At 52.0% G+C, this 25026-nt stretch carries 17 protein-coding genes; 2 read left to right on the forward strand and 15 right to left on the reverse strand.

Annotation, left to right across the window (positions count from 1 at the left end; all coding sequences use genetic code 11):
• Positions 1–31: 31 nt before the first annotated feature.
• Positions 32–469, forward strand: coding sequence for a MarR family winged helix-turn-helix transcriptional regulator (locus IEY46_RS20805; protein ID WP_188996067.1), 438 nt, complete (start codon positions 32–34; stop codon positions 467–469).
• Between the two features lie 130 nt (positions 470–599).
• Here IEY46_RS20805 and IEY46_RS20810 read toward each other — a convergent pair whose 3' ends face one another.
• A complete protein-coding gene (locus IEY46_RS20810) occupies positions 600–1484 on the reverse strand; it encodes a phosphotransferase (protein ID WP_188994620.1) in 885 nt (294 codons plus the stop codon).
• Positions 1485–1542: 58 nt separating this feature from the next.
• Positions 1543–2268 (reverse strand): alpha/beta fold hydrolase, encoded by a 726-nt coding sequence (locus IEY46_RS20815; protein WP_188994622.1) that lies wholly within the window; start codon positions 2266–2268, stop codon positions 1543–1545.
• A gap of 114 nt (positions 2269–2382) precedes the next feature.
• Here IEY46_RS20815 and IEY46_RS20820 point away from each other — a divergent pair, with 114 nt between their 5' ends.
• A complete protein-coding gene (locus tag IEY46_RS20820) occupies positions 2383–3324 on the forward strand; it encodes a helix-turn-helix transcriptional regulator (protein WP_188994624.1) in 942 nt (313 codons plus the stop codon).
• A gap of 163 nt (positions 3325–3487) precedes the next feature.
• On the opposite strand, the gene IEY46_RS20825 is transcribed toward IEY46_RS20820, so the two are convergent.
• The 13 genes from IEY46_RS20825 to IEY46_RS20890 all read right to left on the reverse strand — a co-directional run bounded on the left by IEY46_RS20825 (position 3488) and on the right by IEY46_RS20890 (position 25001).
• Positions 3488–4237: a phytanoyl-CoA dioxygenase family protein gene (locus IEY46_RS20825; protein ID WP_188994626.1), complete on the reverse strand. Its 750-nt coding sequence runs from the start codon at positions 4235–4237 to the stop codon at positions 3488–3490.
• Between the two features lie 153 nt (positions 4238–4390).
• Positions 4391–5212 carry a carbohydrate ABC transporter permease gene (locus IEY46_RS20830; RefSeq protein WP_188994628.1) on the reverse strand — a complete coding sequence of 274 codons (822 nt, stop codon included), beginning with the start codon at positions 5210–5212 and terminating at the stop codon, positions 4391–4393.
• A 5-nt stretch (positions 5213–5217) separates the two neighbouring features.
• On the reverse strand, positions 5218–6105 hold the full coding sequence (locus IEY46_RS20835; protein ID WP_188994630.1) for a carbohydrate ABC transporter permease: 888 nt from the start codon (positions 6103–6105) through the stop codon (positions 5218–5220).
• A 101-nt stretch (positions 6106–6206) separates the two neighbouring features.
• Positions 6207–7511 (reverse strand): ABC transporter substrate-binding protein, encoded by a 1305-nt coding sequence (locus IEY46_RS20840; protein WP_188994631.1) that lies wholly within the window; start codon positions 7509–7511, stop codon positions 6207–6209.
• A gap of 131 nt (positions 7512–7642) precedes the next feature.
• Positions 7643–8458 (reverse strand): AraC family transcriptional regulator, encoded by an 816-nt coding sequence (locus IEY46_RS20845; protein WP_188994633.1) that lies wholly within the window; start codon positions 8456–8458, stop codon positions 7643–7645.
• A gap of 385 nt (positions 8459–8843) precedes the next feature.
• Positions 8844–9125 (reverse strand): hypothetical protein, encoded by a 282-nt coding sequence (locus IEY46_RS20850; RefSeq protein WP_188994635.1) that lies wholly within the window; start codon positions 9123–9125, stop codon positions 8844–8846.
• Positions 9126–9201: 76 nt separating this feature from the next.
• The gene (locus IEY46_RS20855) at positions 9202–11583 is read right to left on the reverse strand and encodes a glycoside hydrolase family 95 protein (protein WP_188994637.1); all 2382 of its coding nucleotides are present in this window, start codon (positions 11581–11583) and stop codon (positions 9202–9204) included.
• 324 nt (positions 11584–11907) lie between these two features.
• Complete coding sequence (locus tag IEY46_RS20860) at positions 11908–12378, reverse strand: YhjD family protein (RefSeq protein WP_188994639.1); 471 nt, start codon at positions 12376–12378, stop codon at positions 11908–11910.
• Entirely contained in the window at positions 12375–13628 is a 1254-nt protein-coding gene (locus tag IEY46_RS20865; RefSeq protein ID WP_188994640.1) for a DNA polymerase IV, read from the reverse strand. Before IEY46_RS20865 ends, IEY46_RS20860 begins: the two co-directional genes overlap by 4 nt.
• Before the next feature lie 355 nt (positions 13629–13983).
• Entirely contained in the window at positions 13984–17196 is a 3213-nt protein-coding gene (locus IEY46_RS20870; protein ID WP_188994642.1) for a discoidin domain-containing protein, read from the reverse strand.
• 139 nt (positions 17197–17335) lie between these two features.
• A complete protein-coding gene (locus IEY46_RS20880) occupies positions 17336–22441 on the reverse strand; it encodes a DUF5722 domain-containing protein (protein ID WP_188994645.1) in 5106 nt (1701 codons plus the stop codon).
• A gap of 107 nt (positions 22442–22548) precedes the next feature.
• Complete coding sequence (locus IEY46_RS20885; RefSeq protein WP_188994647.1) at positions 22549–23871, reverse strand: ABC transporter substrate-binding protein; 1323 nt, start codon at positions 23869–23871, stop codon at positions 22549–22551.
• A 224-nt stretch (positions 23872–24095) separates the two neighbouring features.
• Positions 24096–25001 carry a carbohydrate ABC transporter permease gene (locus tag IEY46_RS20890; RefSeq protein ID WP_188994649.1) on the reverse strand — a complete coding sequence of 302 codons (906 nt, stop codon included), beginning with the start codon at positions 24999–25001 and terminating at the stop codon, positions 24096–24098.
• Between the last annotated feature and the right edge of the window lie 25 nt (positions 25002–25026).

The following is a 25026-nucleotide window of genomic DNA, read 5'->3' on the forward strand; positions in this document are numbered from 1 at the left end:
TGCCGACCTGCAGGAAAAATTCACCCTGCTCATGCGCGGACTCGGAACCCGTACCGTCCAATATCAGCAAAATGTCGCGGCTTCTCTGGGGTTGTACAATAACGATTATATATCCGTGGATATTCTGCGCGAGAAAGGCCCGATCACGGCCGGAGAGCTCTCCAAATTGACCGGTCTTGCAACAGGCAGCGTTACCGCCTTAATTGACCGGCTTGAAAAAATCGGTTATGTCCGAAGGCAAAATGATCCGGGCGACCGCCGCAAAGTCATTATTGTCCCAGAATACGAAAATAAAGAAGAGGTCTATAATACGTATATCCCTCTTCATGATGCGATGATTGAACTCGCTTCCTCCTACACGGAAGAAGAGCTTGCATTCATTTCGCAGTTTTTGGGCAAAGCCTCCTCTGTCCTCGAAGACCAGATTCAACGGCTCAGCTCCGCCTCAAACCAAACATCTTCTTCCTGAACATTATGCCAAAAAAGGACGATACCCCGGAAGTTTACGTTCCGGACATCGTCCTTTCTTTCGGATGATCAGCTGGCATCCGGCAGGAAAACCCCTCAATCCTGGGAGTCATTTCGTGCATCCCCGATAATCATCGGGACCCTGCCTTGTGAAGATCTTTCCAGTACTCCCATGCCTTTAAATACTCTTCCAGGTCTTCGGGGTGATGCTGCCGGCAAATCCCTATGCGGCAATAAAGCTGGATGATGACTTCTTCAATCAGCTTCGCTGTTTCCATCGATTCGTGAACAAGCAATTGGAATGCCTGCAGGAAAGTTTCCAGATTCAAATCATCCGGCGAAGAGCAGAAGGCATAAAGAAAATCGTAGCGGACCGGTCCTGCAATCGGGCAAGGATCAATAACAGCGGATAAGGTGTCATTATGAAACACGAAATTATGGACCCCGCAATCGCCATGGAGCAGAAACCGCTCGTCTTCTCCCCCTATAGCCGTATTTCCCGCCATTGATTTCACGTATTCATAATCCGCAGCGGGCAGAACATCCCCCACATTCTTCCTGGCATATTCCACGCCCCGTTCTATAAACTCGCGCCAGGTCTGACAGGAATCTCCAAGCCAGTAGCCCCACTTGTCCGTCTGCAGCATCGGTTCATACCCATTAAGGAGCCCTTCGGCCAGCAGCCTCAGCCAGCTTGACTTGACCCCTCTGTTACGAAAGGTTGTACCCGGCGTGTATGTATACACGATATACTCGTGAGCAGGATCGGCATAAACAAGCTTGGGCGGCAGCCCACAGTGGCGGTAGGTATGAAGCCATTGCTCTGCCAACAGGATTTCCTGCGACTGATCCAGCTTCAAAACGTATTTCGGCTCCTTGTTCACCGTAAAGATATAAACAAGACCCTCGGTGGTCCCCGTCATGCTCTTAATCTCCGGGTCGGCATCCTCCATGATCTCCTGTCCGTTAAGCTTATGGATGATGTCCCTGATTCTCTCTTCCGATTGTTGCGGCATCACTCTTCTCCTTTCTTTAACGTATCGTTATCCCCATTCAGGCATGGCATTTCCGGCGTTACAGCTTCGCCGCAAAATCCTGAAGCGCAAGACGCAAACCATCCGGGTCGCTGAGCATCGGCAGGTGGCCGGTGTCCAGGCTTGCAATATGCTGCGGGGCAAAATTGGCAATCATTTTATTCTGGTGCGCCTCATTGAACTCTTTATCCTTCTGCAGCTTGATATACAGTTTCGGCACCGACGGTACATCCGCCTCAACTCTGTCCGTATAAACACGCACAGACTCCGGTATGAAATTCCGCACAATCTCCTCCCCCTGCCCGGCCGACAAATCATGGCATAAGCCGGAACGGATTGCAGCATCGGGAGGACGTGTGCCTAAACTCCGCAGCAGAACGGCCATCAGCATCCGTTTGGGCAGCGGCAGAGCCGACAGAAAGGAGCCGCCTTTCCTCGGTATAGACGCCCCAACCGCGACAAACCCGGCTAAACGCTCCGACATCTCTTCGGCAAGCTGCAAAGCCGGAACTCCACCGAGTGAATGCGCCACAATAATAAACTTCGGCACCTGCCACGCCTCTACCTGCTTCTTCATATAGGCCACATAATCATTTAGGGAAAGCCCTTGCTCCGGCTTGCGGCTTCCGTCACGCAGCGGGAAATCCACCAATAAGCAGGGATGCTCCAAATCAGCCGCAACCTTCTCCCAAATGCTGCGGTTTAAGCCTGCGCCATATATAAAAACGAAACCGATCTTTTCCCGGATTTGCGCTTCTGTGTTCATTTCAATTCCCCCTGAGCAATTAGTCGTTAAGAGGAATTTAGCATATAAACCGGTCAATTTATGTCCTATTTTTATGATAAAATGAAAAAAAGACAAAAAGGAGCGAAAGTCGTCTTGGCAAAATCACAGCGGCTTATCCGGCTTATCATGATCATCAACAGTAAAAAGTCATTTACTGTCCAGGAACTGGCCGATGAATTCGGTCTGTCCTACCGGACGATCACCCGGGATCTTCAGGAGCTGAGCCAGCTTGGTATTCCGATCTATTCCATCCAGGGGCGCGGAGGCGGCTATAAGCTGCTACGGGAGCGCATCCTTCCTCCGATTGCATTCTCGGAAAGTGAAGCCGTCGCTTTGTTCTTCGCCTGTCAGTCCTTGCAGTATTTCGGCTCATTGCCTTTTGACGATGGGGCAGCTTCTGCGCTGCACAAGTTTTATCATTATCTGCCCGCTGATGTGAGGCAGCATATTGACCGTTTGCGCAATAAAGTAGCCATCTGGAGCCCACGCCGCATTATGTCGCCGGAATTTCTCAAGACCCTCATGCAGGCCATTATGATTCACAAAGCAGTGACGATTTCATACCGTTCGCCTCAGGGCCTCATCAAACGGGATATTCAGCCTATCGGCCTCTATTCCAGCGACGGCTATTGGTATTGTCCCGCCTACTGTCATCTGCGGCAAGAACATCGGCTATTCCGCTCGGACCGGATACACTCCGCGGTCCTAAGCGAGTGTATACCCTGGTCGGAAGAGCTGGAGAAGTCCGACCTGATGAACATTCCTGAAATGAACCATTCGGAGCAGATTTCTTTATCCATCGAGCTCACTGCACAAGGAACCTGGCTGCTCGAAGGCGATACCTGGTTCGGACCGTTCATAGAACGCCGTGCAGACGGGAGCGCGGCGGCAACGATCCGGATTCCGGCTGCAAACCTGACATTTTATGTGGACTGGGTGTGGAGGCTGGGGGCTGAAGCCAGGATTGTGAACCCGCCTGAGGCTGTTGCATGCTTGAAACAAAAGCTGGAAGCCATGAATTCGCAGTACCGTTAATCCCTCTGTTCGGGTTTCCATTCCTGACGGACACCACACAGCTCCCCTGATGGCGTCGAAATAGGGGCCGTGGCGTCCGATAACCCCCGATCGGGTGTGACCTGTCGGGGCTACTCTTATAGATAAACAAAAGCCCGGACATCAAGAGGTCCGGGCTGAGCAGTTAAACTAACGCATATTTCTCACGCAGATCCTCGCGCAGCGTTACGGCTGAATCCTCGCGGATATAATGACAGACATACGACCGGCGCCAGCGGTCCTTGCTGCGGTTGCGGTTCGAGGAATGAATCAAAAGCTCATGGAAGAACAGAATATCCCCTTTTTCCATAATGACCGGAATTTGCTGATTTAAATCGATGCCTTCCGTTTCGTCGGTCCACTCCTCATGCTCCTCGAGATTTTTCACTTTGCCGTGCGGCAGGAGACCCAGCTTATGCGTTCCCGGAATGACCCAGAGACAGCCGTTCTCCGTGTCGATCTTCTCTTCCATGGCAATCCAGGCTGCAATCATCGTCATGGGGTCGTTTTTGATATAATAAAAGTCCTGATGCGCCGCTTGACCGGGTGAGCCCGGCTCTTTGTAGAAAAACATGCTCTGCACGCAGACCGCTTCCTTCTCCATCATCTGGGCGAGCGCCCCGCGTACAACCGGCAGCTTCATCACCTGGCGGGAGAAGCTGTCATGCTGATGCGGATTAAACAGCCGCGTCGAATAACGCGCTTTCTCCGAGGTCCGCGCCCACTCCGGCGTTTCTTCCAGCGGGGCCGAGCGGAGCTCGTAAATATGTCTGTTAAACGAATCAATCAGATCATCGCTGCAGCCCTTTTTGATCAAAATATATCCATCCCTCTTATACTGCTCAAGCTGCTCGGGCGATAAAGGCGCCAAACGTTCTTTTCGTTCCGAGATCATAACAATCCACTCTCCTTCTGTACAATATCTCCTCTGCTTACGCCGCATCTTCTACCTGTATCGTACCTCGCAGCTTCACTCCCAACAATGGCTCCAATTATTAAATATATATCTGGTATTGATATCCTCGGCATTCTGCAGATTGAAGTTCTCTCAACCTTTAATGGAACCTGCCGTTAATCCGTCGACAAAATACTTGTGCCCGACAATGCTCAGCAGCACGAGCACGGGCAATGACATCAGAAAAGCTCCCGTCACCGGAGACGCGTAGTCGATCTGATACGGGTTGTTCATGGTCGTCAGTCCCACGGCAAGTGTCATTTTCGATCCGGAGGTCAAATAGATTAGCGGTCCGATATAATCGTTCCAGGCATTCATGAAGGTGAGCAGCGCCACGATGCCGATTGCGCTTGCGCTCAGCGGAAAAGCCATGCGGAAGAAGGTGCCGAGCTCGGTACAGCCGTCGATTTTGGCGCTTTCATAAATCTCTTTGGGAATATCGATCATCACCTGTCGGATAAGAAAAACGCCGAAAGCGCCAACTATTCCCGGCAAAATAAGCGGCCAGAACGAATCAAGCCAGCCAAAAGAACGGAACATGATAAAGGATGGAACAAGGGTCATTTGGCCCGGTATCATCATAGTTGCCAGCATTGCGACAAACAAACCGTTCTTGTATTTAAAATCATACCGCGCAAAACCGAAGGCTACCAATGCGTTAAACAAAATGGCGAGCACAGTTAGCGATACCGCGATAATCAGACTGTTCCCCAGCTGTGTAAAAAACGGCAGCTTCTCGAACAGATGGACGAAGTTATCGAAGGTCGGACGCAGCGGCAGCGGGTTTAAGGGATCCCCGACAATATCCTCGTATTTCTTGAAGGACGTTCCGATCATAAACAGAAACGGTGTGAGAAACAGCAGGCTCAGCAGCGTAAGGATGATATAGCTCCATGCATTCGACAGTCTGTTCATCCCGGTCAAGCCCCCTGATTTTTGACATTAAAGAGCTTCAATTGAATCATCCCGACGACCAGCATAAGAATCGTAAACACGTACCCGAGCGCTGCGGAATAGGTAAAGTCGAGTCTCCGGAAAGCCTGATCGTACAAATAAGAGGTAGGAAAAACAAGCGAATTCTCCGGTCCGAAGCCGCTTCCCGCCAGAATGAACGCTTCGCTGAACATCCCGAACGAGCCAAGCAGGCATTGAAAAACAACAAAGGTCATAATCGGACGCAGCAGCGGCAAAATGACATACCCCAATCGTTGCAGGGGTTTTGCCCCGTCGATTTTCGCGGCCTCGATCAGCTCCTGCGGTACGCTTTGCAGCCCTGCCAGGAAATATAGGATATTTACGCCGAGAAATTTCCATGTACAGAGAATGATCAGCGCCGGCATGGTCCAGGCCGGGTCCTTCAGCCAGCCGATCGGTTCGACGCCGAACAGGCTGAGAAATTTATTGAGCACGCCGCTGTCGCGTTCAAGAATCAGTTTAAAGATAATCCCGACAGCAACCGCTGAGGTAATATTAGGGGTGAAGAAAAAGGTTGCAAAAAATCCTTTTTTGCCCGCTACCGCAGGACGGCTCAGCAGGAGCGCCACCCCCAGCGCGACAGGAAGAATAATGACCAGACTGCCCAAGGCAAGCTGCGTACCGTTCCACATGGCTTTCCAGAAAAATAAATCCTTGAGCACATACAAATAATTCGCGAAGCCGGCGAACGAATAATCGGATGAGCCTTTCTGCAGACTGAGCCAGAAGCCGTAAAGCATAGGATATAAACCGAATACCGCATATGCGATAAAAAAAGGACTGATAAACAGAAATGGGGCTGCAATCCATTTTGCTCTTAACGTGCCGTTCATTTAACCGCCTCCAGTAGAAGAAGAGATGCGATCTTTTGCACATCTCTTCGTTCTTGCTTCCATACATATCCCGCTTCGGGGGTTTCCTGTCCTGGCGAAGCTTATTTCTCCCGCGCTTCTTCGGAAGCCATCAGGCTGCTCAGCTCAGTTTCCACATCAGCCAGAAATTGTTCCGGCGTGAGCTTCCCTTTCTGAAAATCCGGTTCATATTTATCCCACGCTTTGCCGATGAGCGAACGCCACCAGGCCTGATTCTGGCTTGGAGCCTGCTCCCCAAGCTGAGTGTATAAAGATGCCAAATCCTGACCGCCAAAGTATTCGGTCATATCGCTTTCCTTGTGCATCGCCTCGGAACGTGCCGCACTCGTCAAAGCTGGAAACAAATTAATGATTTGGAAGCTGCGAACCACATTCTCCTCATCCAAATGCGTGTAGCGGAGAAAATCAAACGCAGCTTCCTTGTTTTTGCTGAATTTCGAGACCGCGAGACCCGTCCCTCCAAGCACCGTTGTCGGCACCGAATCAGGCCCGCCAAGGGGCATCGGAGCTGCTGCCCACTTCCCGCTTAAATTCGGCGCATTTTGCACCAGCTGACCGGCCCACCAATCCGGACCCGTTGCGGCCAGGAATCGCCCCTTCGCATAAGCCTCCCACAGCTGCGGACCATCCGGGCTTGACTTGCTCATAAGCCCCTGCTCTTTCCAGCTTAAAATCCGGTTCATGACCATTTTGCCCTTGTCGGTATTAAAGCCGAGCTTCCCGTCAGCCGTTACGATATCTCCGCCCTCCTGGCGGAGCAGGCTCTGAAAGACGTCAAAGCTTTTCTCCGACCCGCCGAAAATGAATGTATCTTTTGCAAGAAGCGGCTTGGACGCTTCCATGAATGCATCCCATGTCGTCAGCTTCGACACATCGATTCCCGCCGCATCATACAGGTCCTTGCGGTAATACAAGGCCGATACGCATGCCGCGATTTCAATGCCGTAGATCTTGCTGTCTACCGTGTACAGATCCAGCCGTCCTTTGGGCAACGCATCCGTGAATCCTCCTTGGTCCAGATAACTGTTTAGCGGTTCGAACGGAATATCGCCTTTAATATACCGGGGAAAAGCGCCCTGCTCCACGTCGATTAAATCAGGCGCATCCTTGCCTCCGGATTGTGCGACAACCGTATATTTATCAAACAAGGCGTTAGACTCCAGCAGCTCGATTTTGATTTTGACGTCCGGATGCTCCTTCTCGTATTTGGTTTTCATTTCATCGTAATATTGCTTATGCGTATCCGCAAACGTCCAAAGTGTAACGGTGGTTTTGCCGTCATCCCCACTGCTGCCGTCAGTCCCGCTACAACCAACTAAACCAATAAGAAAACTTAGAATAATTACAGCAACCAGCCCTCGTTTCATTCTGTTCCCCCCGAATTCATAATGTGCAAGCGCTTTATTTTCCACTTCTAAAAGGTTACCACCGCTTCTGTCTTCCAGCAATACCACCCTATTGACCAATAATGAACTGAAATTGATATCTGCAGATCGACTTAGATTTCATTTGTATTCTGCCATGCCGCTTTCCGAATGTCCGAAGGGCTTTTCCCCATTCGCTCCCTGACACACCTGGAGAAATGGACGGCGGTCTTGAAGCCGCATCTCTCGGCGATCTCCGATATCGACAGCCCCGTATGCGTCAACAGGTCGATCGCCTGGCGGACTCTGAAGCTCCATAAATATTTAATCGGCGTCGTATTATCATGCTGCCGAAACAATCGCACCAGATGCTCGGGCGCCACGTTCACGCAGCGGGCCAGCCCGTTCAGCGACCAATCCTCCGCGTACCGCTCATGAATGATTTTTTTGGCGGCATTCACGGAGAGTTGTATCTGTGCGCTTCCATAGTGCCGCAAATGCTCGGAAGCATAGAGGTGGAGAGCAGCCAGTCCCAGGTGCCGAATAAGACTGCCATCAAGGGGAGCAAAGGTTTTGAGCTCGCTCATAATATCGGTTAGTTTGTTAAGCTCAGCGGATATGGGCAGTTGAAACGGAAGCCGGCTTAGCGCTTCGAACTGCTGATCTGTCAAGTTTTCCACTCTGATCGCGATCCAGCGATGCCAGGTATCGTTCTCTTTGGCAAATTCAAAATACTCTTCATAGCCTGGCTTCAGCAGAATCACATGCCCCGGCATGACAGTATGGGAGCTCCCGTTAACCCTGATATCCATTTGCCCGGTGTGAAGCAGGACAAGCTGCACATCATTTTGAAAACGCGGCCCATATCGTCCTCCGGGTGAATAGACAATTGAACCGCAATCGGCGAACGCTGCCTGTCCGCTGGAAAACAATGAATGATTCTTATCCATGAACAACATCTCCTTTACAAGATCTTTCCTTTAGAATCTACCATCTTACACGGAAAATAATAAGACGCCTCCATAAAATGTGCAGCTGCTCGAACAGCAGCGCACTGGAGGCGTCTTCTACTATAAATGAAGATTATGATATCCAGTCTGAAACGGCTCCCCGATCCGTTCATTCCGGAACAGCGATTTGTTTTTTCGGGCAGGCCGTTATAGATTTCCTGCGGGATCTGAATCTGATACCGCTTCCGAGCCAACCTCATTCCACATTCAGAAATCTCCAGAAAACAACATGTTTCCTCATAAATAAATTGCCTGGGAAATAAGTACATGCTGTTAAATGAACATATAGTCGAATATTAGGCATCCCTTCTGGTCTGGCCGTATCCTAAAATTGAAGGAGCAGTACAGGCAGTCCAATTCCGAGAACCCATAACATCGGAACCAGATTCACGATAACGGACATACGCTGCCTGCGTTTTCGGAGGACCCAGGCGATTATGGAACAGACCACCACCACCAGCGGATAGACACCAATCAAGATGACCAGCGCAACGTTAAAGAAGCTTATTCCCTGGTCAAAGCCCATAAAAGATACTCCCCATATCAGAAGCCATGGCACCGTACAAAGCAGATAAAGAATTTGAGTACTGATCAAAAATGTCTTCATACATTCTCCTCTTGGATGCCTCATGATGGCCGCACGATTAATAGTTTACTCCGATTCATTGTCACACCCTTATGATCTAAGGGAGATTCCGTTCCCGGAATAACAGCCGGTAATGTCTGCCTTGGGCAGTCTGAAATACATACACCCCATCCTGTTGAACGACGGCGTCTTCCCCATCGGCGATACGGAACGCCTCTTGGGTAACAATCGCACATCTTCCCCCATGCTGGGAAATAATCTCCGCTTCCGTCAATTTGCCGCCTTCCCAGGCCAGACTCACTTCGAAGCCGCCCCGTGCGCGCAGCCCCTTGACGTATCCCTTCGGCCAGGAATCCGGGAGTGCCGGAAGCAGCTGGAGGTAACCCTGATGGGATTGGATCAGCATCTCGGCAATACCGGACGTCGCTGCGAAATTGCCATCGATCTGGAATGGCGGATGTGCATCGAACAGATTCGGATATACGCCGCCGCGTTGGTAGTTATCCGGCTCGTTCTCCCGGACAAGCTTCAGCAGATTGGAGATCAGCCCCAGAGCACGGTTGCCGTCGCCAAAACGCGCCCACAGGCCAACTTTCCAGCCCAGACTCCACCCTGTACCCTCGTCCCCGCGCCGTTCAAGAGAAGTTCTTGCAGCCGCGAACAGCTCTGGCACACTCTTTTCCGTCAACTGCCGGCCGGGATAAACGCCAAACAAATGAGAGACATGGCGGTGATGAACATCTTCATCCTCAAAGTCCTCTGACCATTCCTGCAGCTGGCCGTATCTGCCAATCTGCAGTGGAAGCAGCCGTTCCCTGGCATCGGCCAGCTCCTGTCTGAATGTCTCATCAGCCTGCAAGATCTCGGATGCTTCCATGCAATTTGTAAACAAATCCCAGATCAAGGAAAGATCCATGGTGGTCGCGGCACTGACGCCGGCCAGTCCGTTCGGAGTCTGGAATTTGTGCTCCGGAGAGGTGGACGGCGATGTAATCAGCTTACCGGCGCCGTTGTCGACCAGCCAGTCCAGGCAGAATAATGCTGCTTCTTTCATGACCGGATACGCTTTGTCGCGCAAATACACTTCATTCCGTCCAAACGCATAATGCTCCCATAAATGCTGGCAAAGCCACACGCCGCCCATCGGCCAACTCGCCCACACCGGATCTCCATGTCCAAAGTCGCCGACAGGTGCCGACTGCGCCCAAATATCGGAGTTGTGATGAGCGGTCCAGCCACGGGTGCCGTAATTGACCTCCGCCGTCCGGCTGCCGTTCTTCGCCAGATTGCCAATAAAGTCCAGCAGCGGTTCGTGCAGTTCAGCCATGTTGCATGTTTCGGCTGGCCAATAGTTCATCTCCGCATTAATATTTAAGGTCCAGTTGCTGCTCCATGGCGGGCGGGTCTCCTTGTTCCATATTCCTTGCAGGTTCGCCGGCTGGGTTCCCGGACGGGAGCTTGCGATCATCAAATAACGGCCATACTGGAACAGCAGCTCGACAAGCCCCGGATCTTTTCCGCCGAACTCGGCGATTCTGCGGTCGGTCGGCAGCTCCTCCGGTGCCAGGCTTTGTCCCAATGACAGCTGTACCCGGTTGAACAACGCCTGATAGTCGGTAATATGCGCCTTGCGCTGCTCGTCATATGAGATTTGTACGGCCTGCTCCAGAATGCCCCGGACAATCGGTCCGGGTTCCCGTCCTTCCCTTCCCGGGATCCGGTCATACCCATTAAAGCTGGTCGCGGCGCTGAAGTATAAGGTAACGCTTGTGGCATCGGTGACATGAATCCCATCGTGATCGACCTGCAAGGTCCCCTCTTCATTCCTCGCAAACAATCGGGCTTGAAAGCTCATCGCCTTCGTGCTTTGCGGATCGCCGTATTCGATTGGATGCCCGGACAGGTAATAGTTCGGCCATACCTGCTCCGGCGCGGTACCTTGAAGCACGAACTGGTTCCCCTCGGTTGATGTGCGGTAACGGAGCGGACTGTCCAGCCGGGCATGAAAGCTAAGCCTGCCGGGTACGCTCGCTGTAATCCGTACAACAATAACCTGATGCGGGTGGGATGCGAATATTTCGCGCCTGTAATCCACATCGCCGACCCGGTAGCTGACCGTCGACAGCCCCTGCTCCAGATCCAGCTCACGCCGGTATTCGTTGAAGTGACCGCCATGCTCAAAATGAAGCAGCAGATCCCCCAGCGGCATGTAGGACTGGGTGTAGGTCCCCATCATTTCTTTGCTGACGCGCTCTGCCTCCTGATAGCGGCCTTCCTGGATATGCTTGCGGATTTCAGGCAGCAGCTCCTTCGCTTTGGGATTGTTCCAATCCCGGGGGAATCCCGACCACAAGGTATCCTCGTTCAATTGAATACGTTCCTTCTCCACACTGCCGAATATCATCGCCCCAAGCCGGCCATTTCCCACAGGCAGCGCTTCGGTCCATACGTTTGCCGGATGATTGTAATGTAATTTCATAAGTCCTCCCCCAAATGATAGACATGGACGTCCCTATATGCACAGAGACTCCTGGTTGTAACCGTTATCATATCTCTTAACGTTCGCTGCTTTTCAGCTCCAACCATACAGTTGGATTATTTGATTTCAGTCGCAATGGTTCTACCTAAACCATAAAAGATCAAGCTGTAAAAAACAAGATTAAATGCAAATTACGGTAATAGCGTTAGAATGGCAACCAGCTGGTATACCGCCGCACGTTCATATGCCCTGGCCTTTGCGACAGGGCATATGAGAGGACATGGCTGGCGTCTCCGCTCCAGATTTCACATTAATGATACGCGCTTACCCTTTCGCCTTCAGCCGCGCGACCAGCTCCGCCGTATACTTCGTTAGCCGGACACTGATCTCCGAGCGCATAACGTCACGCGTCATTCCGAATCGTTCTTCGTACCCCCGATAATAACATTTGTGATAAATGACCATATCTTCCTGTTCTTCTGTGATAACCCGAATGTTCCGCTTCTTTAACTCGCCGCGTAATCGATAATAGTCTTCGGCTACCGATATTAAGATTTTGTGGCCGGCGGCGAGGTAAAGCCGTTTCAACACGTTTGACGAGCTCTCGACGTCAGAGATGCTTTTCTGAATCATCTTCTCCATATGCGGCAGCAGGATATAATCGCGGATCATGACTCGTTCTTCTGTCGTTAAATGCTTTACAGCGCTCGCTGCTTGCTTCTGATCGTATTGTTCCGCATGTTCAGTCAGCAGCATTTTCGACTTCCACCGTTCGTTCCCGTCGAGTTTGCTCATTTAAAATGACCTCCAATCTGCTCCGATCTTTCGCGGGCTACTCCGGCTTCAAGAAGCGAGGAGGCGTGCATAATGGCGCTGCTCCCGAACCGGTTTTTTATCTCGTCGATCGCACGTTCTTTACGGTAAACGCGGGAACGGTCCTCGAATAACGTCAGCTGCATGACGCTGTCTGTGGTTAACTGCCCTAAGGTTACGCTGAGATGGCTGACGGGCAATCCGCTCCAATGCTTGACAAACAGCGTATGTGCGGCGGCTGCGACCTCATGCGTTAACGACGTCGGTTGATGCAGCGTCATTTGCCGGCCAAATCCAGCCGATCTTTCCCCGTCCGTCTCTCCCGCGCCAACCGCTACAACGCGCCCCTGATAGCCATAACGCCGCGCCCGCCGGCACACCTCTACGACTAACTCCAGCAGTACAACCTCAATATCTGTCAGCTTGGTATACAGACGCCATCTGAGCGTCTTGCCATGACTTATATTCTTGATCTGCGACCTGATATTCGATACAACCGGCGATGGATCGATCCCTCTCGCTGTCTGCCAGTAGTAACCCGCTTGAATATCGCTTTGACGGCCCATTCGGCGCCTCATACGCGCCTTGAAATCGCCGAAGTCCAAGCGCGCTATGTCGCCGATTGTATGGAGTCCCATCCGGACAAAATGACGTGTCATCCGATTCGCGACCATAAACATTTGATGAACCGGCAGCGGCCACAATTCCGTTTCAATATTATTCTGGTTCAATTCGAAAATACCGTCCGGATGTTTCTTGGCGAAGTTATCCGTAGCCATTTTCGCGAGTATTTTCGTAGGTCCAATCCCCACCCGCGACCATACGCCAGTCGAGAAAAGTACACGTTCCTGTATTTGACGCGCAATCGCCAGCGGCGAACCGAAATATTTAATGGAGCCTGTTACGTCGAGAAATTGTTCGTCAATCGAATACGGTTCGACCTGATCCGTAAAGGATGCGAAGATTTCGGAAATAAACAGGGACAGGGTTACGTACGTTTGCATACGCGGGCGGACGATCACGAGCTCGGGACACTTACCCTTAGCCTCACTGACGCGCGAGGCTGTAGTCACTCCGCGCGCCTTCGCCATAGGGCAGGCCGCAAGTATGATTCCTCCGCGACGATCCGGATCGCCAACGGCTATCGGTTTATCCCGCAGGTCAGGCCTCGCTGCTTTTTCGACCGACGCGTAAAACGATTGACCGTCAACCAAAAATATTGTCCGTTCCATTTCGTTCACCCCTACACGAACATTTGTTCTAGTATATTATATGACGGGAACCTCAGTTCGTATACTGGTAAAAAATTTCCTGTTTGATTTTGGAGCAAATTTTTCAAGAATCAGGTCTTGATGACGCTCCGGCGTTTACGGTAAGATTTGATGCAAAACAAAAAAGCCCAGTGACGACAAGCATTTGTCGGCATTGGGCAAGATTTGTTGGAGAGGATAAACGCGTACGGCATTGGGGAAACTTTTAAGAAGTCCTGCTCAAAACCGCTTCTCCTCCGGCTGATTCTGCTTATGCATCCCGCGTGAGTCCAGGCAAGATGGTTTACATCCAACGTGCAATCCGACCTGAAACAATCTAATTTCGGTTAAACACTTCCATCGCGTACAGGGAATATCCCCAGGTCGTTCCCCTTTCTACTCCATACATCCTGACGTATCTCGCGTTCACATTCGGTAAATGAATGACGTCGAGCCCGCCATCCCCCGTGAACGTTTGATAGATGTCCGTCCAGGACGAGCCATTGTTGGAGATTTGAATCTTGTAGGTCTTTCCGTAGGCGCTCTCCCAGTGAAGCCGGATCTCATTAAAGCTCTGCGCCGATCCCAGATCGATGGATAACCATTGCGGATCGACTCCATCCGCGCTGGACCATCTGGTGGACAAGCTGCTATCGGTTGCATTGCCCGCGGTATTGCCTGCCGGATACACATTGGATGCCGTGGCCGCCCTAGACAACGCTAAATTCGTCTGCGCCGGATTATCATTATATACGCCAAATTCGTATAAGGAATACCCGTAAGCGGTGCCTCTTTGTGTACCGTACATTCTCACATATCTGGCTGTCGTCGATGCAAATCCGATATCATCGGTCCCGCCGTTGCCGTTCGTCGTGGAATAGACATCCGTCCAGTTGACCGCGTCGGTTGAAACTTGAATGAGATAGGACTTGGCGTAGGCCGTCTGCCATTTCAGCTGGACCCTGTTCAGCGTCATCGCGCTGCCCAGATCGACATGAATCCATTGCGGATCGCTTCCCTCTACGCTGGACCATCTCGTCATATCGTTGCCGTCGAGAACATTAGCCACACTCGTCCATGAAGGATACACGGAGGAAGCCTGAGCTGTCTTGTTCAAGGAGAGATTGCCTCCCTTCGGCGCGTCATAATAAACACCGAGCTCCCACAGCGAATATCCCCAAGCCGTGCCTCTCTGGGTGCCATGCACCCTGACGTAGCGCGCCGTCGTCACGGGCAGAGAAACTTCATCGATACCGCCGTCTCCGGAGCTCGTCGAATAAATCGTCGTCCAATTGGCCGCATTGTCGGATACGGAGATCGTATACGAAGCCGCGTAGGCAGCCTCCCAATTCAGCTTGATCCGGTTAAAGCTTGATGGCGCGCCCAAATCCACGTAGATCCATTGCGGATCCGCTCCTTCAGCACTGGCCCATCTCGTCTTTGCCGCCCCCCCATCCACAGCAGCAGTCGCAGGATGTACGGCCGAGGATGCCGTCACGGGGCGGGTTAACGCCAGGTTGACCGGAGCACGGTTTCCAAGCGCGGACAATCCCGGAGCTTCCCCGGCCAATGCCGACCGGTTTATGAAAGCCGGATATCCTTCGGTGGAGCGGGGTCCTCCCCAGCCAATCTCGGATACAATTCTATTCGGCATCGCCACAATTCTGTCGATCTCCTGTTCGGTGAATTCCTTCTCAAAGGAAATGTCATTCCAATTGTGAAACTTTAAGCCAAGGATATTCGGGTCGCTCGGCGCCAATTGATTGGACGTATTGAACGAGTCGAACATATAAGGGTGCCAGTTCTGGTACAGGTGGATGTTATCCGATTGCCATCCCGATCCCGGTATGCTGTACAGATACTTGGATGAAGAGTTGATGATCTTGAAGCCCCTCTGGGATACGGACTGGATACCGTCGGCCAGCCATGCATCGTAGATCGTATCCGTGTCGATGGGAATAGAGCCTGGAAGCGTATCGAACCAAGCCCACACCCTCGTGTTCTTGCCTTTGTTTTGAAGATACGCATTATAATCATTGATGTACTTCCGATAAAGCTCGCCGGCAGTTGAATAGCCTTGAGCGATCGCATAGTTATGCGTTCTTGGATCCGCATCCACGTGCGAGTAGCCGTAAGGAGTAGTTCCCCTGGCATCGTTCGGCGTCTCCTCGGCACCCAGATGGAAGTCCGGAGCATCAAACAGCGGCACGAATTCATCCAGCAAATTGTTGATGAACGTAAAGGTAGCCGGTAGTGAAAGATCGACCACATTGTCCCAAGTTTGAGTCTTGATAGCCGGATTAAATCTGATGATCGCAGCCGCATGGCTCGGCAAATCAATTTCCGGTGTGATTGTTACGTTGTATTTCAGCGCCAAATCCTGTATTTCCCGCAATTCCGCTTTGGAGTAGCTCTGGGCATCCGCCAGGCCGGGATAGGTATCGCTCTGGAGCCGGAACGCCGAATCGTCCGAGAAATGGATTTGCAGATCGTTCATCTTATGATAAGACAGAAATTTAATATAGTCTTTGATGAACCCAACCGTGAAATATTTACGCGCGACATCCAGCATAAATCCGCGTTCCTTATAGGCCGGATAATCTCTGGCTGTTCCTTTGGGAATATCTGATTTCTCCGGACTTTGATTCAAGATCTGCAGCGCCGTTCTCGTTCCGTAGAACACCCCTTTCACCGAATTCGCTTTAAGGGTCACGAACTGGTCCGCTTGCAGAATATAGCCCTCGCTGCCAATCCCCGTATCCAAATTGTTTAAGGTCAGGTAGAAATCGCCTGCCTGCGGACTCCCTGCCGATACAACATTAAGCGTCCTCCCGTTCAACGCCAGAATATCTTCCGCGAACGTGTTCGCAGTGTTCATGAGTACCGTACTGTATGCACTATCGACTACAATCCGGGAGCCGGCCGCAAGATGAAACGTCCCCGAATGGCTCTCCCATTCCCTTAGGCTGGGCACGACGTTCGGCGCCGCTCCCAGGTCGTAAATTTCCGAAATGTAGTCGTAGCTCTGGACTCCGGACGTGCTTCCTTGAAAATAAGCCGTCGAGGGATGGGTGCTCGCAGAATAAGCCCATACCCCAACATTCTCCGTCGCTCCGCTAAGCACCCATAAATAGTGGCCCGAACGCTGGGTCGCCATATTCAAGGTCAACCAGGAATTGTCCGCGAAATTTGTATACGTCTGGGTTGCGATCGGCGTTCCTCCGATTGTCGTCGAATAATTGCTATTCCAGGCATACAGCGTCAGGGTCAGGTTGCCGATGTTATTGGAATAGCTCGGGGTAAGAACTCTCAAGGCATTAAAGGAATTCGCCGAGAAGAATTGTTCACCCCGCGTTTGGCCGGATGTGATCGCGGCAGCACTGTATGCTCCGTCACTTGAATAGAGCTTAGCCCACCCTGGTTCTCCCGCTGCATGACCCAGCCTTGGCAGGAAGATCATGCAGCTGACAAAGATCACAATGGCCGCAGCCAGTCGTATGGCTGTCCGCCTGCTGTAAGGAATAATGCTCAAGGGTAATTGCAGCTTCATCTCGCTCAACCTCCCGTGTATCCGATATCGTCAATTTGGAATCGTGAACTGTACCACACGGCCGCGGTGCCCGTGGCGCGGAACGAAATCTCGATTTTCGTAATATTGTTCTTGAATGCCCATCCGCTTATGTCCTTCTCTATACGATTCCAGGTATCCGCACCCATCGTCGTGGTCTGTTCCAGCACATTTGCTCCGCTGTATAGCGCAGCCGCGTCTCATATCCGGTTCCCCCGCTGCCGCCATAGCTGTTGATATGATAATAGAATCGGCCGGCCCCGGTGAGATTCAATGCCGCCCCCGGTGTGATCGATACCGTGCGCCATTCGTTGGCCGCTTGCGTCGGGAATATCGCCTCCAGCGCATAAGCATTCCTGATCGGCTTAGCCGGCACGTTCGCAATTTTGTCGACGCTGCTGACCGAGGTGACGTTGGTTCCAGCCGTCCAACCGTTAAGCGAACCTTCGAAATCGTACAGGCGGGTGTCTCTCGTCTGATAGCCGATGTAATCGATCTGGAAGCGCGAACCGAACCACGTAGCCGAGCTGCCCGTCGCACGGAATGAAATTTCAATGGAAGTCACGTTATTCTTGTACGCCCAGCCGCTTATATCCTTCTTGATGACATTCCAGGCATCCGCGTTCATAGCCGTCGTGAACTCCACAGCGTTCACGCCGCTCAGCAGCCGCAGCTTCGTTTCGTATCCGGTCCCGCCGCTGCCTCCATAGCTGTTGATCCTGTAGAAGAAATTGCCCGCCTCCGACAGATCCAGCGCATGCTGCGGCGTGACCTTGATTGTTCTCCAAACATCGGCTGCCTGCGTCGGAAATTGCGCTTCAAGCACGTAACTGCCATGGGCAGGCGTATTAGGCAGGTTTGCGAAGCTGTTTACCCTGTTGACCGATGTCGTGTTTGTTCCTGTGCTCCACCCCTGGACGGAGCTTTCGAAGCTGTACAGCAGCCTCTCTCCCGCAGGCTGGGCCGGAACGGCGGCCGTATCCTTCAACATGCCGATCAGGAATTGCGCGTACCACCGGGACAGGAAATCATTAGGATGATTGATGTTATTCCCGGTCATATCGATGAACTTCTTCTTCAACAATAATTTCGCGTGAACACCTGTAATATCGGCAGCGGCCACGCCGCTCGTTGTGGAAGCCAGACTGCTCAGCTGCGCGTAATAATTCGGCTGTTCGTCGTAGAAGAACGTTTCCGCATTCGGCAAGGTCGTTCCGACCAGAATGAATTCGGCTGCCGGATTTACCGCCCGAACGCTGTTAATGATCGACTGGACATTGCTTTTGAAGATGGCCGGTGCCGTGCCGTCGCCCGCTCCCGTGCCCGAACCGTCATTCATCCCGAAGGCGATGACGACCAAATCCGGATGCTGATTGGCTACTAGCGCCGTCGCCTGATCCTTGCCCCATGTGGATGTTTGGCCGCCGACGCTTGGATTAATGAATGTAACATCCGAGCCGTAATACCGTTCCAGTTCGTTCGCGACCATCCGCCCCCAAATAGGCAGATGTGGCGGTGTTTCCGTGAATCCGCTGGCATTCGCTCCGACCGATATGCTATCCCCGTACAGCACCATTCGAATCGGTTCGCCTTTGCGCAGTTTGCTGAAGGTTCCCGTCAGCTTCAGATCCGCCAGCGCCGGTGTGGGGCCGGTCCAGACGTTCGCCGCATGTGTGTATGTGACGACGATTTGCCTATCGTGAAAGTAAGAGCCTTCCCGATAGATTACACCTCCGCCTCCGTTCCTGGGCATCGTGAGGCCGGGAATGTAGCTCGGAGTGTAGACCACGCTGTCCGTCAAATAGGGAATGCTCGATTGCGCAGTCAGCTTCAGCTTCCCGTTGTCCAGAATCCAATCGACATTCTGTACGTATTCCCGGTCCAGCCGCGCGCTCTTGACGGACAAAATGGCATTCGGCGGGAACAGGAGATCGGCTTCCGGAAGCGCCCCCGCATTCGATACCATCAGCACCGACTCGCTGTACATCGTGGTTCCCTGCCAGAATGGCGCTAGGCTCAGCGCTTCCAGATTGGACTCGTTCTCCAGATTGTCATGGGCAACAAATCGGATCGTATCGAGCTGAAATCTCGAGCCGTACCACGAGGCTGAAGTTCCAACGGCACGGAATGAAATCTCGATCTTGGTCACCGAATTGCGATATGCCCACCCGGTCAAGTCGATGCCGACATGATTCCAATTATCGGCAGAGATCGTGAAGGTTTTCTCCAGCACGTTAACACCGCTGTGCAGCCGGACCCGCGTCTCGTAGCCAGTTCCGCCGCTGCCGCCATAGCTATTGATGGCGTATACGAGCTGATCCGCATCGGTCAGGTTCAATCCGCCAGACGGTATGACCGAGACAGTCCTCCAGATGTCCGCGGCCGCCGTCGGGAATTTCGCCTCCAGCATATATGAACCCACATCCGGGACAGCTGGAGTATTCGCCATGGTCTTGACGCTCTGCACCGAATCTACGTTGTCCCCTGCCGTCCATTCCTGCGCGGAGCCTTCGAAGTTATAAACAATTCTTTCGTACGACGAGAGCAGGTTGACCCCCGTATTGTTGCTGGTTGCCGTCCCGCTCGCCGCGAAAGACACCTCATCTATGCGCAGCTTCCCTGTCCAGGTGCTGTTGCCTTTGGAGCCGGCCCATACTTTAATTCGATCGATCGCATTTTTATAGCTCCAGTCCTTCAAATCGAGCGTCAGGGATGTCCAGCCGCTCGCCGGGTCAACCAAAGCAACGCCTTCCGCCACGTGGTCTCCGCTGTAGGCCTTTACCTTCACCTGATAAGGCAATCCCGTTGTCGTTCCGGTCATCTTAACTGCCAGACGAAGATAAGGCGTTGCCGTCGCATTGTAAGGCGTCGCGAAACTCTTCGCCGCACCCCGCCACTTGAGAGCAAGAGCGGAGAAATCAACCTCCAGTGCTCCGGCACCCGCATATTTGTCGGCTGTCGTACGAATGACCGCGGCCGCGTTATCGGACGCGATCCATCCATCCGTTGATGTGTTGAAATTGTCCCCCGATGCGGCCGCAGGAGTAGACGTCTCCTGTACCATCGGCAGCAACAACGGCGGCTCGCGCAAGTCCAAAGCATTGGCGTTGAACCCGGGAACCACTTCGCTCCAGTCATTGATCCCGATGATGGGTTTCGCGAAATCAGTGATGCCCAGGGATTGTTTCGTGTCGATATATTTGAATACATCGTAGATATATTTCCTGTCCTTCGGCACCATAGGGGTAGTGGTGGCTGGATCTTGCGTCCATAACCCCATATTCAAGCCATAAGACGGAATATCCACATGGCTGAACATAATCAAGGAATCGATGCCATCCAGAAATTTGGTCTTATAGTAAGCGTAAGCGAACGCAGCCGCCTGATTCTTAGCCGTCGCAAGTGAATTGTCCGCCGTATGAAAACCTTGTTCAGACAAGATGATCCGTCTTCTGTCAGCGCCAAATTTCAATCGCTGAAGTCCCATGTAATTGTTCAGAATGTGAATGTTTTTGAATGTAATATAATTCGCGTCCAGGCTGTCTGGGGCCAAGGCGTCATTCCATGTATCCGTGTTGAAGAAGTCTTCGGGATACGGGTGGTACGCGACATGCCAGGGAAAGTCGCCGTTAAGCTTGGATTGCCGGTTAAGCAGATCGACCAATTTGCGGCCCCGGTACCCTTTTTTCGGATTCGGATCGTAGGCTTTTGCCCAGTGGTTCGTTAAAGACGTATAGATACGCGCGTCCGCATAATGCTTGCGGGCGGCCAGATAAGCAATGCGCATCGCCGGCTCGTATTGCTCCACGAACTGATTGACTGTCGCATACCCCATGTTCTGCCATTCCCATTGCGCATCCACTTCGTTTCCAACGATGTAGCCAAGCGCGCGTCCGTACAGCTGATCTTCTCTCGTATAGCGGTCCGTGATAAATTCCATGACCGCTTTGAATGCCTGTAGACCATTCGCTTGTACGGTATTGAAGGCAAGTACGCCGCCGCCCGTGCCGAGCACCGCATTCGGGTGATGGAGGACGTCCGTCATGCTGTTCGTGGGAAAATTCGGATATAGGATGAGGACAAGATTCACGACAATGTTGTTGTCGGACAGCGTCTTAATCTGCTTATCCAGCGATTCGATGGTATCCTTGCGAAAATAGTAATTTTGGCCATCCATCGCGTAAGTCAGCGTATTGGATGGATTCAAGTTCTCCTTGTACATCATATTGGATAGCTCGACATTAACGACGGCGTGATCGATGCCCAGTTCCTCCGCATCATCGCTCATTTCGGCGAGAATGCCTTTTTTCGTGGCGGTAGTCGGATAAGTGAAGGAGTGGCTGGCACCAAAAAGGATATTCGTCGCGTATTTGGGATGGTCGATATATTGAAGCGAAGACGGTACACCGGGCACTTGCTCGGTTACCAGAAATTTGGAATAGTAGCGGTCGCGCGATCCGTCGAATCTCGGAATCGTGATGCTGAACGATCCGCCTCCGGCCGGAGCCGCCTGCGATATGACCGGGGTTAACGCCCCGATATTTCCCTCGTATTGATAGGGAGCCAGCTCATACAGCTGCAGCTGCGACCCCGCGCCTCCCCCGGACGGGCCGGTGATACCGGCGACGGTAATAGTGGTCGTATTTACCGATACGCCCGTCGTACTTCCAACGTAGTTAACCGGTATACGATCGTGAATGTCGAACCGGACCTCGTCGAGCAGCATTTGGCCGGTTGCGGTCGGACTGTCCGCAATCGCGATTCTAAGCTTCGTAATTTGACCCGTCCATGCGGCATGGCCCTTAAGCTGGATCTGGTATTCGGTGAAATCGCCGTCACCTGGAAGCAAGCTGAAGGGTTTTGATTTGGCCGCATTAAAGACCGTATCCGCGGCGGTCGTCCAATACAGTACGCCTTGCGTATTCGCGGTGGAATTTTTCAAATTGGCGGCCACGACGTTATATTCCGACGCGTTGAGCGTGAAAGCCCCGGATGTTAACGCAGGTGCGGAGCCGCTGGCTGTAAATGACAGGCTGCCGTTCGAGACGGAGATTCCGCTTACCGAGCCATTGCCCGTCCATCCTTCCGCATTACCCGCAGTGGAGAACTGCCACCCCGTCACTTCGATGGGGTCTGCATAGGCGGTCTGAGCGCCGCCAGGCTTAATCGTCAATACGATGGCCAAACCAATCAAAGCGGTTAAACAGGTTCTAAACCATGAATTCATTACAATGCCCCCTTTAAAGGTTAGTGTTAAAGCGCTTTCATTCAGTGAATATAAAGAGGCGGGGAAGACTAAACCACTCTTCTTCTCCGCCTCTCTTGATGCCATGCCTATTGGTTTTGTGCCAAGTCGTAATTCTTCTGCAGCCCTTCCTGCGCACGCTGCAAAATTGTGTTCACATCAACGTTCTTGGTGAGATATTCCTCCATCAACGGTCTCATGACATCCCATATTTTGGACTTCTGAATATCAAGTGTTTGCAGGAACGGCGAAGGTGGAATATTCGTAAAGCCGTTCTGGTTCTTCGTCTTCAGAATTTCGTTATCCCATTTGTCCGTTCCAGGCTTCTGGGCTACGAGCTCGGGAGAGTTGAACGCTTGAATGACTTGGAGTGCAAGCTCCTTGTTTTTGCTCGTCGGTGGAACGACGAACGTGCCAAGGAACAACGGAACCGTCGGTTTCCCCTTTTCAAAGGAAGGGAAGGTGACAACATCCCAATTCAAGTCGGGAAAGTTCTGCGAATCGTGAAGCATGGGCGTCGTGACTCCGACATACATCGCCGTCGTTTTATCGACCGGCCAATTATTCGGGTATCCCGGCCATGGCAGCCAGCCGCCGTTCGCCTCGTATGCGGCTTTACTGGTTGTGAAAATCTGTTTCCATTTCGGATCGGACAAGTCGATTTTGCCATCTGTGACCTTGAATTCCGGATTGATCGAATACATCAGATAATCAAAATTCAACATCATCTCGACGCCGCGGTATTGAACACCGCCGTCCGTGCGGTTGAAGTTCTTGGCAAGCTCGATCACTTCGTCCCAGGTCATGCCGTCCGTCGGATACGAAACCGCGAATTTATCGAAAATATCCTTGTTGTAGACCATTGCCCAGAACGTCTTGCCAGGGTTCGTAATTTCCGGAAGCGCATAAAGCTCGCCATTCGGGCCTAGCTTCTTCAGCCTTTCAATCAATTCCGGCGGATAGGTGCCCAGGTCGATATTCGCCGCCTGGATCGATTCGGTCAAATCCCCCAGCAATCCCCACTGGTCCAGCTGCAGGAATCCGTCATCCCCATAGTTGATGATGTCGATTTGTTCCTTGGCGGTCACCATCTTCTCCAGGTCGCCGACCACATGGAATTCGAATGTCACGTTGGGGAATTTTTCTTTGATAATCTCATTCTTTGTCATCAAGTCCGCATAGGCTTCATCCGCGACCCATGCAATGCTGATCGTTGCTTTTGCGTCGTTGACCACAGGGGAATCCGGCGCCGGTTCATTTGCGGGCGGATCGCTCGCATCTGAGTTGGCGGGAGGTTGGCTGTTTGCCGGACTCGGCGGCGAATTTGTGTTACCGTTATTGCCACCGGAGCATCCCGCTATGACAGCGATTGCAAGAACGATGATCAATACGATGGAAAACCTCTTTTTCAAAAATAACCCCTCCTGTATTCATAAATGCCCTTTGCCAAGGGCAGCCGGGCGATTGTATGCCAATCCGCCCACCTCCCTGACATCATCAAGTTTATCCCATCTCCATCGAGATGTATTTATCACATATCCGCTTCTATAGCCTGCCCGATGCATAAGCAGATCAGGGTTATCTTCCGGGCATTTATACTATATTGAAAAACGCTCTTGAACGGCTCTATCGGACGTCACTCTACCAGCCCGGTTCGATCGACGCCTTCGACAAACCAACGCTGGGTGAACGAATACAGGATGACAACGGGAAGAATGATCAGGAAGGAAGCGGCCATTTTCATCGATTCATCAAAGACCGAGGGACCGCTTCGCTTCGTCTCCTCGTCCAGGATGGCGGATAGTTGCGAGATTCCCAGCGACAACGGCAGATCGCCATTACTGCCTACAAATATTGCCGGATAATAGGAGTCATTCCAGTTCCATACGAAAGAGAACAAGAAGACTACAACGATGGCCGGTCTGGCTAAGGGCAGCATCACGCGATAAAAAATCGTAAGGACGTTCGCTCCGTCCATCTTGGCTGCCTCCTCCAGCGCCCTGGGCTGTGTGGAGAAGAACTGTCTGTAAATAATGACAAACAGTGCGCCTTTCAAGCCATGTCCAAAGAGCGCAGGCAGAATTAACGGCCAATATGTGTTGAGAATATGCAGCTGTCCAGCACCTAGAATCATCGGCAAAATCGTCACTTGCGGAGGTACAATAAATGCAAGGATGAGACAAAAGAAAAGCAGTCTCTTGAACGGAAATTGCAGCCTTGCAAAAGCATAGCCTGCCACCGCGCACGATAACGTCTGACAAATGGCAATGACGCTCGATATGGATGTGCTGAGCATAAATCCTTTGAGATAATTCATCTTGTCGAAAGCTTGCTGGATAACGCCCAGATAGATTTCCCTCGGGGCCCAAATGACGGCGGGATCCAACAGATCATAGCGATTTTTGACCATCGTGGTCACCATATAGAGAATCGGATTCAAGTAGATATAAGCGACATCAATCAGGATCAAATAAATAAAACATTTGAACAGCAGGCCCCTGTCCGCTTCCAGCCCGAAAATCAATTTCCTGATCTGTTTCATGCTTCCACCCCCGTAAGTATATTGG

It is taken from the genome of Paenibacillus nasutitermitis, from assembly GCF_014641075.1.
GTDB classification, from domain to species: Bacteria; Bacillota; Bacilli; order Paenibacillales; family Paenibacillaceae; genus Paenibacillus_Z; species Paenibacillus_Z nasutitermitis.